Here is a 12,330-nt window from a genome sequence, read left to right on the forward strand (position 1 = left end):
TCGCCTGATTCGCGAGCAAGCTCGCTCCCACAAGGGATCAGTGGACGACTGAGTTCGGCGGCAGATGCCCCAGTCGTTCCGTCAGGCGAAGTCGCTGAATCGGGTCGTCACTGAGCAATAGCGCGTGCTCCAGATCGAAACGCTCGGCGTTCGGGCAATCGAGGCGCTGGTACAGACTGGCCCGGGCCAGATAGTCGGCGGCGTTGGCATTGCCCAGTTCGAGCACGCGCTCGGCATCGATCAGCGCCGCGATGAAGTCGTCGTGGGTCAGGTGCAACTGACGCAGATTGCGTGACAGACGCTGAAGCATCTGCACCGGCTCGGCAGTCAGCAGGTGATCGGCATTGAGTTTCATCTGGTGGCCGTACTGGCGATGCAGCAATTCGCGGCAATCGTTGGGATACAGGCGCCGTCCGCCGCAGGGGTCGAGCAGGTGATCGGCCCCGGGAACCTTTAGCAGGAAATGCCCGGGGAAGTTGACGCCAACCAGCGGAATCTCCAGGCCACGGGCCAGTTCCAGAGCGATCAGTGCCAGCGCCAGTGGCTGGCCGCGTTTGGTCTGCATGACTTTGTGCACCATCGCGGCCTGCGGGCGCAGAGGTACGAAATCGTCCTGGGCAAAACCCAGATCGGTCATGCGCCGCAGCAGCGGTTGCGCCAGTTCACTGACCGGCAGCAACGGCAAGCCATAGCTGACCCGTTGTTGCAGTTCCTTGAATTCCTGCAGCAGCGCTTCGGGATCGGCTTGTTTGTCGTGTTCGGCGGCCATCCACAACGCGGCTTCGAACAGCGCGGGCGGTGAACGGTGCAGACAATCGAAAAAATGTTGGCGCGGACTCATCTCAATCTCCGGGGCTTGCCTCGTTTTAGCCCCGTCTTCGCCATTCGTCCAGTGCCGGGCCGCTCTGCCATCGGGTTATGCCACATCCCTCTGATGGGTGGCGGTGCTTATTCCGGCGTGCTTCAGCAATTTTCAGACGCAAGCCTATACTGGCGTCTACCAGAAGTGATTCGGGAGCCTGCCGATGTTCGCTCTCATGCAAAGCACTCGCCTGGAATCGCTGCACCTTAGCGTTGATCCGGTGTCCGGATTGAAGGCGGTCATTGCCATTCATAACAGTCGCCTCGGGCCAGCCCTGGGCGGGTGTCGTTATCTTGCCTATCCGAACGACGAGTCCGCGGTCGAGGACGCCATACGTCTGGCCCAGGGCATGAGCTACAAGGCCGCGCTGGCCGGCCTCGCCCAGGGCGGCGGGGTGGCCGTGATCGTGCGGCCGGTCCACGTGGAAAACCGCGCCGCACTGTTTGAGGCTTTCGGGCGTTGCATCGACCAGCTCGACGGGCGCTACATCACTGCCATCGACAGCGGCACATCCGTGGCGGACATGGACTGCATCGCCCAGCAGACCCAACATGTCACCAGCACCACCTCGGCCGGCGATCCGGCGCCGCATGCGGCGATGGGCGTGTTCGCCGGAATTCGCGCCACGGCCATGGCGCGTCTGGGCAGCGACAACCTCGAAGGCTTGCGCGTGGCGATCCAGGGCCTGGGCAACGTCGGGTTTGCGCTCGCCGAGCAATTGCATGCCGCCGGGGCCGAACTGCTGGTCAGCGACATCGACCACGGCAAGGTGCAACTGGCGATGGAGCAACTCAACGCTCATCCGATCGCCAATGATGCGTTGCTCAGCACGCCGTGCGACATCCTCGCGCCGTGCGGCCTCGGTGGGGTGCTCAACAGCCACTCGGTCACCCAGTTGCGCTGCTCGGCGGTGGCGGGTTCGGCCAACAATCAGCTGACGCATCTGGACGTCGCCGATCAACTGGAACGGCGCGGCATCCTGTATGCGCCGGACTACGTGATCAATGCTGGCGGGCTGATCTACGTTTCCCTCAAGCATCGCGGCGAAGAGCTGACGACCATCACCGCGCACCTGTCGAAGATCAGTTCGCGACTGACCGAAGTCTTTGCCCACGCCCAGGCGGAAAAACGTTCACCTGCGCGGGTGGCGGACGAACTGGCGGAGAAGGTGTTGTACCGCTGAGGTTGGTCCGGGCATGAAAAAGCCCCTGAGTCTTTCAACTCAGGGGCTATTCAATTCAGAGGCTTCAATTCAGAGGCTTCAATTCAGCTATCGATTACTTCGCAGCCTTTGCCGCCTTGGCGGGTTTGGCGGGTGCTTCTGCCGGTTCGGCCACATCTGCTGGCTCGGTCGCCACAACCGGTGCCGCTGGTGCGTTGATCAGCTCCGACAGTGCGTCAGGCTGGCTCTTGAACGCCCGGGCGAACACATCGCGGTTCTTCGCCATGAAGATCCCGACTTCTTCCACTTGCTGCTCGCTCAACGAAGGAACGGCTTTTTCCAGCACTTCGGCCAACAGTTCGGCCAGTTCGAGCATTTTGTCATGACGGTCAGCTTCGGCTTTATCCATGAACAAGCGCTCCAGATCTCGGCTGCTGCGGTATACCACTTCGACGGCCATTCACCACCTCACATGCCTTCACATTAAGTTGTCTTTGCGACTACTGTATCTATATACAGCGAAAAGGATAAGCGAATCCCTGCGCTTTGGGTAGTGGCTTTTCAATGTAGACCGGATTCGGATTTTTTCAGCCTGACGGTTACGCACAGGTGCGACCAAACGCCACGGCGCGGGTTTCGCGGCGCCTCGCCATCATGGCGTGGCCTCTTTTCTGCATGCATCCGTGTGCGTGTGTAATAACCGTCACGTCCAATGCGCAACATCCGCTCGAACCGGGCTAAGGAACCTTCATCGTGAAAATCAACTGGGCCGAGAAACTGCGGCAAAACGTGCATCAACTGGCCGAGTCCCTGGGCAACCTGTTCGTCGAGACCTTCCATTACCTGGCGCTGTTCGCCATTGGTGCGGTAACCGCATGGGCGGCGGTGATGGAATTTCTCGGGATGCTCGAAGAAGGGCACATCAAGATCGATGACATTCTGTTGCTGTTCATCTATCTGGAACTGGGGGCGATGGTCGGGATTTACTTCAAGACCAACCACATGCCGGTGCGCTTCCTGATCTACGTGGCGATCACGGCACTGACGCGCCTGCTGATCTCCAACGTCTCGCATCACAACCCGCCGGACATGGGCATCATCTACCTGTGCGGCGGGATTCTGCTGCTGGCGTTTTCGATCCTGGTGGTGCGTTACGCCTCGTCGCAATTCCCCTCGGTGAAAATCGAGAACCCGCACCGCAAGATCGGTACGGGTTCCAGTGAACATCCTGAAGTGGAGAAAGGCGAACTCTAAAGGCCGGCTGTTGGCCGGGGCAGGTGGTTGGCGCGGCGCGGTGGCGGAGCGATTCCGTCGCCGCGAGTCATGGCGTCGAGGATCGCCATGGCGCTGTGGCCCTGTTCAATGGCGATGCCGAACTGAATGCTTTGCACCAGGCGCTTCAGGCGCTTGGGGTCGTTGCGCTGTTCGGCGCTGATCATCCGTTTGGCGACGATCCGCCCGCCATTGGAGAGGGTCAGCATGATGCTGCCGTCGAGTCCCTGAATGCTCAGGTTGATTTGATAGTCCGGCGCGAAGGCATCGGTAATGATCTGAAAAGGATTGTCCATGATGCGTCACCGCCTGATTGAACGTGCAGTTGTTGACCGGCCTTGATCGGGTTGGTTCGCCAAACCTGACCATCGGCCCTTCCGTGGTCTTGTCTCCTTCAGCGATGTAGCAAGGGACATGCCGGGAATATTGTCGAACAATGAAACCGGCCAAAAAGAAGGCGAGCCCCTGGCTCGCCTTCTTCGTTTACGGCCCGTTTCAGGGCAGAACCGAGTAGATGATCGCTGACAGTGCAATCAGGCCGATCAGCACCACGAACACGTTCGACACCTGCCCCGAATACTGGCGCAAGGCTGGCACGCGGCGAATCGCGTACATCGGCATCAGGAACAAAAGGCAGGCAATCACCGGCCCGCCGAGGGTTTCGATCATGCCGAGGATGCTCGGGTTGAAGGTCGCCACGGCCCAGCAGCTGAGGATCATGAACAGTGCGGTCGCACGGTTCAGCCAGCTCGCCGACATCACCCGGCCACGGCTGCGCAGGCTTTTGACGATCATGCCCTGGAAGCCTTCGCTGGCACCGATGTAGTGGCCGAGGAAGGATTTGGTGATCGCCACCAGTGCAATCAGCGGCGCGGCGTAAGCGATGACCGGGGTCTGGAAATGGTTGGCCAGGTACGACAGGATCGAAATGTTCTGTGCCTTGGCCGCTGCCAGATCCGCCGGCGACAATGCCAGCACGCAACTGAAGCAGAAGAACATCACCGTGACGACCATCATGCCGTGGGCCATGGCGAGAATGCCGCTGCTCTTGCGTTCGGCCTGGTCGCCGTAGCGTTGTTTTTGCTCAACCGCGAAGGCGGAAATGATCGGCGAATGGTTGAACGAGAACACCATCACCGGGATCGCCAGCCACAGGGTCTTGAGGAACACCGACATTTCCATCGGTTCTTGAGCACTGGCGAAGAATGCGCCGTTCCAGTTCGGAATCAGGCTGATGCCGAGCAACAGCAGCGCGGCGACGAACGGATACACCAGCACGCTCATGGCTTTGACGATCACGCTCTGACCGCAACGCACGATGGCCATCAGACCGAGGATCAGCGCCAGCGACAGCACCGCTCGCGGCGGCGGGGCGATGTGCAACTGGTGCTCGAGGAAGCTGCTCAACGTGTTGGTCAGCGCCACGCTGTACACCAGCAGGATCGGGAAGATCGCGAAAAAATACAGCAGCGTGATCAGTTTGCCGGCGCCGATGCCGAAGTGTTCTTCCACCACTTCGGTGATGTCACCGGAGCGGCCCGACAGCACGAAGCGGGTCAGGCCCCGGTGCGCGAAGAACGTCATCGGGAATGCGAGCAATGCCAGGATCAGCAATGGCCAGAAGCCGCCGACACCAGCGTTGATCGGCAGGAACAAGGTGCCGGCACCGATGGCTGTGCCGTACAGGCCGAGCATCCAGGTGGTGTCGAATTTGCTCCAGCCCTTGTGGGCGGTTTCGTTGTTGCGTGTGCGGTCTACAGCGGGATTTTCGGCAGCAGGTGTGCGTACATCGGTCATCGTTTTTGCCTCGTTATTATTCTTGCTCGGGCTCACGTGTTACGGGCGGTCAGGGAGTGCTCCTCAGCACTCCACCCAGCTCACGGCCAGGCCGCCCCGTGAAGTCTCTTTGTATTTGTCATGCATGTCGGCGCCGGTATCGCGCATGGTGCGGATCACCCGGTCGAGGGAAATGAAGTGTTTGCCGTCGCCGCGCAGGGCCATTTGCGTGGCGTTGATTGCCTTCACCGCAGCGATGGCGTTGCGCTCGATGCACGGCACCTGCACGAGCCCGCCGACCGGGTCGCAGGTCAGGCCGAGGTTATGTTCCAGACCGATTTCGGCGGCGTTCTCCAGTTGCTCCGGGGTGGCGCCGAGCACATCGGCCAGACCCGCAGCGGCCATCGCGCAGGCAGAGCCCACCTCGCCCTGGCAGCCGACTTCGGCGCCGGAAATCGAGGCGTTTTTCTTGCACAGGATGCCTACGGCAGCTGCGCCCAGAAAGAACGCGACCACGTCATCGTCGGACGCGTCCGGATTGAATTTCATGTAGTAGTGCAGGACAGCCGGAATGATCCCGGCGGCACCGTTGGTCGGCGCAGTCACCATGCGCCCGCCGGCGGCGTTTTCTTCGTTGACGGCGAGGGCGAACAGGTTGACCCATTCCATCGCCGACAGGGTCGAGCTGATGACGTTCGGCTTGCCGATTTCCAGCAGGCTGCGGTGCAATTTCGCCGCACGACGGGGAACATTCAGACCGCCAGGCAGGATGCCTTCGTGACGCAGGCCTTGCTCGACGCATTCGCGCATCACCGACCAGATGTGCAGCAGGCCCTGACGGATCTCTGCGTCGCTGCGCCAGGCCCGTTCGTTGGCCATCATCAGTTCGGAAACCCGCAGGTTGTGTTGCTTGCACAGTGCGAGCAGTTCGACGGCGCTGGAGAATTCGTAAGGCAACTCGACGTCGCCGGCCGGCGCCACACCGGATTCGGCTTCGGCCGCTTCGATGATGAAACCGCCACCGACCGAGTAGTACGTCTGCTCGAACAGTTGCCCTGATGCACCGAAGGCTGTCAGCGACATGGCGTTGGGGTGGTAGGGCAGGCTCTCGTCCAGCAGCAGTAGATCGTGCTGCCAGTTGAAGGCAATTGAGCGTTCACCGGCGAGGGACAGTTGGCCGGTCTCGCGCAGTTGCTGGATACGTGGCTCGATGGTCGATGGATCGATGCTGTCCGGCCATTCGCCCATCAACCCCATGACCGTTGCGCGGTCAGTGGCGTGACCGACGCCAGTGGCCGAAAGCGAGCCGTACAAACGGATTTCCACCCGTTGCACATCGTTCAGCAAATGCTGCTCGATCAGGGCCTGGGCGAAGGTCGCGGCGGCGCGCATCGGGCCGACGGTGTGGGAGCTGGACGGGCCGATACCCACTTTGAATAGCTCGAAAACACTGATAGCCATGCTAAACCCTTACAAGCAATGGAGTAGGAATCGCTGCCATTTTTTGTAGGACAAGCGCAATGTCGGCGATACTGCCTACCTCGCTTCAACGTGACTAACGAAACTTCCTAAGTAAGCCTTTAGCAGGACTAAACCATGAGTCGTCAATTGCATGCCCAGACTTACGTCTGGCTGCAGGTGTTTTCCTGTGCCGCGCGGCACCTGTCGTTCACCCGCTGTGCCGAAGAACTGCACATCACGCCGGGGGCCGTGAGCCAGCAAATCCGACAGCTGGAAGAGCGTTTGGGGTTTCGCCTGTTTCACCGTCGTGCGCGGGGCGTGGAGCTGAGTGCGGAAGGGCAGCGACTGGCGATCACGGTCAACGAAGCCTACGGCAGCATCGATGCGGAATTGCGGCGCCTGGATGCGGGGATGATCAGCGGGATTCTGCGAGTCCGTTCGATTCCATCGTTCCTCAGCAAATGGTTGACCCCGCGTCTGCCACGCCTGCAACAACGTTACCCGGACATCCAGTTGCGGCTGGTGGCCGAGGACAGCAGCGTGCCGTTGCATGAAGGGGATTTCGACCTGGCCATCGACCTGAACGACGGCAGCTATCCGGGATTGTTATCCACAGCCTTGCTCGACGAGCAGATCTTTCCGGTGTGCGCACCGGGCCTGCTACGTGGGCGGCCGCCGCTGCACGGGCCGGCGGATCTGGTGCATTTCCCGCTGTTGCACGACATCACCGCCTGGCGTGGCAGTTATGAATACGCGGAGTGGGAGTTTTATCTGAATGCCATCGGTTTCGAGGGTGCCGATGTGCGGCGCGGGCACACGTTCAATCGCAACCACCTGACCATCGAAGCGGCGATTGCCGGCATGGGCGTGGCAATTGCCCGGCGAACGCTGCTCAACGATGAACTGGAGCGGGGGACGTTGATCGTGCCGTTCGGGATTTCGGTGCCCAATCACAAGCGCTATGTCTTGCTTTATGCGCCGGGGGCGTTGAGCCATCCGGGCGTGCGGGCGGTACATGACTGGCTGGTGGAAGAGGCGGGGATTTTCCGCAGCCTGCACCCGTTGGGTGATGGCCAATTGTGAGCAGATTTTTCGGGGCGGCGAGGCGACCCAACTCCCGACCTTACCAGCGCTTTACTCGGTTGTCCGGCTTTTTTTGCGTATGAATATTTATCTTTTTTAAGGGGTTGAAATGTTCGTCCGGCGGGCCGATTGTTGTAATCAAGAGGTCACGAAATCCTGTTCCAGGCCTCTTGCGAGCTAGCTGAAATAAGGGATGAACTATGCAAATCCAAGTCAACAGCGACAACCATATTCAAAGCAGCAAACGACTGGAGGAGTGGGTACGAACCACAATTGAGAGCACGCTCGACCGTTATGAAGAAGACCTGACCCGTGTCGAAGTCCATCTGAGCGACGAGAACGGTGACAAACCAGGTCCTCATGATTTGCGCTGCCAACTGGAAGCGCGGCCAAAAGGCCATCAACCGATTTCCGTCACCCACAAAGCCGATTCGCTGGAACAGGCGATCGATGGTGCAGCCGAAAAACTGGAGCACGCGCTGGAGCACCTGTTTGGCAAACTGCGCGGCAAACCACGAGCCGCTGTGGTGCCATTCACAAGCAAGGCCAATGACAAGCTATTGGCGGAAGAGTTTGACGAGAACGAACAGGCAGCGATCAACAGTTGATGCGCTGATTTTTCAAGCCACCCAATGAGAAAGGGCCTGCAATTGCAGGCCCTTTCTGTTTTCAGCAGGGATCAGAAAGCAACGGAAGTCTGCACGTACACCGTGCGCGGCTCACCGACATACTTGCCCTTGTTGTTGTCATCGAACGAGCGGGTGAAATACTGGGTGTTGAAGATGTTCTTCACCCCCACCGCGACGTTCAGGTCCGACAGCTGCGGGCCGAAGTCATAGCCGGCACGGCTGCTGAACAGCATGTAGCCCGGGATCTTGCCGGTGCTGCCGTCGGCACTTTCTTTCGAGGTGTTGGCGTTGTCGGCGAACTGGTCGCTCTGGAAGCTGCTGTCCAGGTTCAGCTTCCACGGCCCTTCGGTGTAACCGACGCCGATCGTGCCTTTGTGTTTCGACGAGAACGGCACACGATTGCCCTTGTTCGGCCCGTCTTCGCGAATGGTCGCATCCACATAAGCGTAAGTGGCGTAGATATCGAAGCCGGCCAGCGCCGGGCTCAAGTCGTCGAGGGCGTAATTGACGCTGGTTTCGATGCCCTGATGGCGGGTTTCGCCACGGGCGATCACCGAGTCGTTGGTCTGATTGCTTTCGTACTGGTTGTCGAAGTTGATCAGGAACGCGCCGATCTCCGCTCGCAGCGCACCGTTGTCGTAACGGGTGCCGACTTCCCAGGTGCGGGCCTTCTCCGGTTTCACTTCGCCGCTGCTGACGCGGTTGGGCATCTGGCTGTATTGCACGCTGCCGAAGGAGCCTTCGGTGTTGGCGTACAGGTTCCAGCTGTCGGTCAGGTGATACAGCACGTTCAGCGCCGGCAGCGCGGTGTTGTAGTCGCCCTTGTATTTGACGTTGGTCAGGTTGTTGGTCTGCTGCGACTCGATCATCTCGTAGCGCACGCCCGGGGTGATCGTCCACTTGCCGATGTCGATCCGGTCATCGACGAAGAACGCATTGGCTTCGGTGCCGCCGCGAGTGTCGCGGTCATTGCGGCTGTTGGTGGTCGGGTATTCGTTGCTGCTGATCGGCGTGCGATAGCGCAATTCATGGCCGGCTTCATTGATGTAGCGATAGCCGACGCCGACTTCATGGCTGGTGGCGCCGAGGTCGAAGCCCTGGGCGAAGCGGGTTTCCAGACCTCGCACCCAGTATTCGCGGGGCGACAGCGACAGGAAGGTGCCCTGATCCAGATAACCGCTGCGCAGGGTCTTGGTGAAGAACGTGTTGGCGGTGAACTCGCGGCGATCTTCCTGATAGCGATAGCCGAAATTGAACATCGTGCGGCGGCCCCAGAACTGGTCTTTCGGCCGGGTCGACTGATACGGATCGGCATCGTAGTCGGCGACATTCAGACCGCCGGGCATGTCGGCCTTGCCTTCGTAATACTGGGCCATGGCGTTGAAGCTGTTGGCTTCGTCGAGCTGGTATTTGCCCTTGAGGATCAGGTCGTCGATTTCCGTGTCGCTGTGTTCGCGCCAGTCGCCACCGCGAGTGCCGGAGTAAAGCAGCGCGCCGCCCAGACCATTGGCATTGGTGCCGCCGGCCAGCAGATTGGCGCTGGTCTTGAAGCCGTCGTGGCTCGACGATGGGCTGGTTTCGGTCTGGAATCCGCCCTTGACGGTGGGCTCGTCCGGAATCGCCCTGGTCACGAAGTTGACCACGCCGCCGACGTTCTGCGGGCCGTAACGCACGGCGCCGCCGCCACGCACCACGTCCACGGCGTCCATGTTGCCCATGCTGATTGGCGCGAACGACAACTGCGGCTGACCGTAAGGCGCGAATGGCACCGGAATGCCGTCCATCAACACCGTCGAGCGTGCAGCCAGACGGGGGTTGAGGCCGCGAATACCGAAGTTCAGCGCCATGTCGTGGCTGCCGGTTCCGTTATTTTCCGGAGCGTTGACCCCGGGAATGCGGTTGAGCACATCGCGGGCCTGGGTCGCGCCCTGGCGTTTGAACTCTTCGCGGCGGATCACGTCACGGGCACCGGGATGTTCGAAGACGTTGACCTGCGCCGCTTCACCCAGCCAGTCGCCGACCACTTTCGAGGTGTCCAGCTCCAGGGCGCTGTCGTTCGACGGTTGCAGGCTGAAGGCATTACCACCTTCGGCCCGTGCTTGCAGACCAGTGCCTTCGAGCAGCGCGTTCAGACCTTGCTCGGCTGTGTAGCTGCCTTCGAGGCCACGGCTTTGCACACCGCTGGTGACTTGCGAGCCGAATGAAATCAGCACACCGGCTTCACGGCCGAACTGGTTGAGGGCATTTTCCAGCGACGACGGGGCAATGTGATAAGCCTTGGTGTCGGCAGCCTGCACAAGGGGCAGGGCGCTGAAGCTCAGGCTGGCGCCGAGGACAAGGTTGCGCAGGGTTCGGGCCAGCGGCGTGAGGCGGGTGGGGTGCATGGAGGACGGTCCTGAGAAGGTTGAATCAAGGGGGCTTTCCTTCTCTGTCACGCCAGATCTGAAAAACGGCTCATTTATTTTTACAGGGGATGCGGAGCGCCCGGGTTGAGCTCCCACGCAGAGCGTGGGAGCGATCAGGCTCTGGCTTCCACCGTCACCCAGTAACGCGTAAAACGCTTCACTTTTACCGGCAAACTGATTTCCAGCAGATCGAGAATCCGCTCGCTGTCGTCCAGTGGATAAGTCCCGGAGATCAGCAAGTCGGCGACTTTCGCATCGCAGTTGAGCTGCCCGCGACGGTAGCGGCCGAGTTCGTCGAGGAAGTCGCCAAGGCGCATGTGCGCGGCCACCAGCATGCCGTCGGCCCAGGCGCCGCTGTTGGCGTCCAGCGGTTTTGCCTCACCGACGCCGGTGGTGCTGAAACTCAATTGTCGGGCGATCGGCAGCAACATCGGCACGCGACCTTGTGTGCTCAATTCGACCCGCCCTTCAAACAGTGCGATCTGCGTACGGTCGGCAAATTGCCGCACGTTTATTCGCGCGCCCTGGGTTTTCAGCACGCCTTGGGCGGTTTGCACTTCGAAAGATTGAGTGGCGGTCAGCAGCATTTCGCCTTCGAGCAGACGGATCAGGCCATCGCCCCGGACATCCGCCGCGCTGGCGGTGTTGAGCTGCAATTGGCCGCCAGCGCCGAGCGAGATCTTGCGCCGCTGACCGATCGGGCTGCGGTAATCGGCCAGCAGCGATGGCAACGGATTGTATTCGCGCATCCCGCAGGTCACCGCCGATCCGGCGCCGAGAATCAGCAACAGCTTCAGCGCCTGACGACGGCTGGCGGACTTCGGCGCATTCAGCGCGGCGTGGGCCAGTGGCGACGACAATCCGCGCAACCGCGAATTGACCCGCTGCATGTGTTCCCAGGCGCGACGGTGTTCGCTGTGGGCGTCGATCCATTGCTGCCAGGCCTGTTGCTGGCGCGGGCTCAGTTGTCCTTGCTGCATTTCCAGCAACCAGTGGACCGCCTGTTCGGCGACCTGCGCGGAAAAATCCATCGGCGGGTTCACAGGGCGAAATAGCAGCGCATCGCCGCTTTATTCAGATGACGTTTGACAGTGGCCACGGAAATGCCCAGCTCGGCGGCGATCTGCGGATAGGTCAAGCCATCGACCTGTGCCAGCAGAAATGCACGTTTGACGGCGCGCGGCAGACCGTCGAGCAACTGATCCAGCTCCATCAGGGTTTGCAGGATGATCGCCTTCTCTTCTTCCGACGGCGCAACCATTTCCGGCATCTGTGCGAGGGTGTCGAGGTAGGCGCGCTCCAGATCCTGGCGGCGGTAATGATTGAACAGCACGCGCTTGGCCAGGGTGGTGAGGAACGCGCGTGGCTCGATGATCACCGGCGGCTCGCGGGCGGTCAGTACCCGGATGAAGGTGTCCTGGGCCAGATCGGCGGCGCTGTCCGGGCAGCCGAGCTTGCGCCGCAGCCAGCCGGTGAGCCAGCTGTGGTGGGCCTGATAGAGCGATTCGACAGGATGGGCGGACGACAACGGCATCACTCCGGGCGCATGCAGGATGCGTTAGAGAACAAGAATGGTTCGCATTGTAGGGCTGCGAGTGCGTGCCGGCAATCAGACTCTTTTGCGTATGAGAATATTTATCATTAATATCGCATGCCTGTCGTCTCGGCCTGTTGGCCGGA

General features: G+C 60.6%; 11 protein-coding genes and 1 pseudogene. 4 read left to right on the plus strand and 8 right to left on the minus strand.

From position 1 onward, the window contains the following. Positions 1–37: 37 nt before the first annotated feature. Complete coding sequence (locus IHQ43_RS04895; RefSeq protein ID WP_192563572.1) at positions 38–841, minus strand: SirB1 family protein; 804 nt, start codon at positions 839–841, stop codon at positions 38–40. Positions 842–1,025: 184 nt separating this feature from the next. Between IHQ43_RS04895 and IHQ43_RS04900 the strand changes: the two genes are divergently transcribed. Then, positions 1,026–2,045, plus strand: a complete 1,020-nt coding sequence (locus IHQ43_RS04900; RefSeq protein WP_192563573.1) for a Glu/Leu/Phe/Val dehydrogenase family protein — start codon at positions 1,026–1,028, stop codon at positions 2,043–2,045. 181 nt (positions 2,046–2,226) lie between these two features. Here IHQ43_RS04900 and IHQ43_RS04905 read toward each other — a convergent pair. Continuing rightward, a pseudogene (locus IHQ43_RS04905) lies at positions 2,227–2,484 on the minus strand (YebG family protein); the annotation flags it as partial. A 293-nt stretch (positions 2,485–2,777) separates the two neighbouring features. Between IHQ43_RS04905 and IHQ43_RS04910 the strand changes: the two are divergent. Next, positions 2,778–3,278, plus strand: coding sequence for a phosphate-starvation-inducible protein PsiE (locus IHQ43_RS04910; RefSeq protein WP_007957255.1), 501 nt, complete (start codon positions 2,778–2,780; stop codon positions 3,276–3,278). On the opposite strand, the gene IHQ43_RS04915 is transcribed toward IHQ43_RS04910, so the two are convergent. The 3 genes from IHQ43_RS04915 to IHQ43_RS04925 form a co-directional block, all read right to left on the minus strand. Then, complete coding sequence (locus tag IHQ43_RS04915; protein WP_192563574.1) at positions 3,275–3,592, minus strand: DUF3509 domain-containing protein; 318 nt, start codon at positions 3,590–3,592, stop codon at positions 3,275–3,277. The two genes, IHQ43_RS04910 and IHQ43_RS04915, sit on opposite strands and share 4 nt — an antisense overlap. Before the next feature lie 199 nt (positions 3,593–3,791). Continuing rightward, positions 3,792–5,093 carry an HAAAP family serine/threonine permease gene (locus IHQ43_RS04920; RefSeq protein ID WP_007957257.1) on the minus strand — a complete coding sequence of 434 codons (1,302 nt, stop codon included), beginning with the start codon at positions 5,091–5,093 and terminating at the stop codon, positions 3,792–3,794. 63 nt (positions 5,094–5,156) lie between these two features. Continuing rightward, on the minus strand, positions 5,157–6,533 hold the full coding sequence (locus IHQ43_RS04925; protein ID WP_192563575.1) for an L-serine ammonia-lyase: 1,377 nt from the start codon (positions 6,531–6,533) through the stop codon (positions 5,157–5,159). A gap of 135 nt (positions 6,534–6,668) precedes the next feature. On the opposite strand from IHQ43_RS04925, the gene IHQ43_RS04930 reads away from it, so the two are divergent. Together IHQ43_RS04930 and IHQ43_RS04935 are read left to right on the plus strand one after the other, a co-directional pair. Further along, positions 6,669–7,616 (plus strand): LysR substrate-binding domain-containing protein, encoded by a 948-nt coding sequence (locus tag IHQ43_RS04930; protein WP_011332523.1) that lies wholly within the window; start codon positions 6,669–6,671, stop codon positions 7,614–7,616. 200 nt (positions 7,617–7,816) lie between these two features. Continuing rightward, complete coding sequence (locus IHQ43_RS04935) at positions 7,817–8,224, plus strand: HPF/RaiA family ribosome-associated protein (RefSeq protein ID WP_011332524.1); 408 nt, start codon at positions 7,817–7,819, stop codon at positions 8,222–8,224. A 71-nt stretch (positions 8,225–8,295) separates the two neighbouring features. On the opposite strand, the gene fecA is transcribed toward IHQ43_RS04935, so the two are convergent. From fecA to IHQ43_RS04950, 3 genes are all read right to left on the minus strand, one after another. Beyond that, positions 8,296–10,629 (minus strand): TonB-dependent Fe(3+) dicitrate receptor FecA, encoded by a 2,334-nt coding sequence (gene fecA / locus IHQ43_RS04940; RefSeq protein WP_192563576.1) that lies wholly within the window; start codon positions 10,627–10,629, stop codon positions 8,296–8,298. Between the two features lie 134 nt (positions 10,630–10,763). Further along, positions 10,764–11,693, minus strand: a complete 930-nt coding sequence (locus tag IHQ43_RS04945; RefSeq protein ID WP_192563577.1) for a DUF4880 domain-containing protein — start codon at positions 11,691–11,693, stop codon at positions 10,764–10,766. Beyond that, positions 11,690–12,178, minus strand: coding sequence for a sigma-70 family RNA polymerase sigma factor (locus IHQ43_RS04950; RefSeq protein WP_007957265.1), 489 nt, complete (start codon positions 12,176–12,178; stop codon positions 11,690–11,692). Before IHQ43_RS04950 ends, IHQ43_RS04945 begins: the two co-directional genes overlap by 4 nt. Between the last annotated feature and the right edge of the window lie 152 nt (positions 12,179–12,330).

Source organism: Pseudomonas gozinkensis, from assembly GCF_014863585.1.
Classification (GTDB): domain Bacteria; phylum Pseudomonadota; class Gammaproteobacteria; order Pseudomonadales; family Pseudomonadaceae; genus Aquipseudomonas; species Aquipseudomonas gozinkensis.

What these genes read in the sequence shown, in the direction of transcription:
- IHQ43_RS04895 (WP_192563572.1), bottom strand. Translation starts at nt 841, where the DNA reads ATGAGTCCGCGCCAACATTTTTTCGATTGTCTGCACCGTTCACCGCCC.
- IHQ43_RS04900 (WP_192563573.1), top strand. Translation starts at nt 1,026, where the DNA reads ATGTTCGCTCTCATGCAAAGCACTCGCCTGGAATCGCTGCACCTTAGC.
- IHQ43_RS04915 (WP_192563574.1), bottom strand. Translation starts at nt 3,592, where the DNA reads ATGGACAATCCTTTTCAGATCATTACCGATGCCTTCGCGCCGGACTAT.
- IHQ43_RS04920 (WP_007957257.1), bottom strand. Translation starts at nt 5,093, where the DNA reads ATGACCGATGTACGCACACCTGCTGCCGAAAATCCCGCTGTAGACCGC.
- IHQ43_RS04925 (WP_192563575.1), bottom strand. Translation starts at nt 6,533, where the DNA reads ATGGCTATCAGTGTTTTCGAGCTATTCAAAGTGGGTATCGGCCCGTCC.
- IHQ43_RS04930 (WP_011332523.1), top strand. Translation starts at nt 6,669, where the DNA reads ATGAGTCGTCAATTGCATGCCCAGACTTACGTCTGGCTGCAGGTGTTT.
- IHQ43_RS04935 (WP_011332524.1), top strand. Translation starts at nt 7,817, where the DNA reads ATGCAAATCCAAGTCAACAGCGACAACCATATTCAAAGCAGCAAACGA.
- fecA (WP_192563576.1), bottom strand. Translation starts at nt 10,629, where the DNA reads ATGCACCCCACCCGCCTCACGCCGCTGGCCCGAACCCTGCGCAACCTT.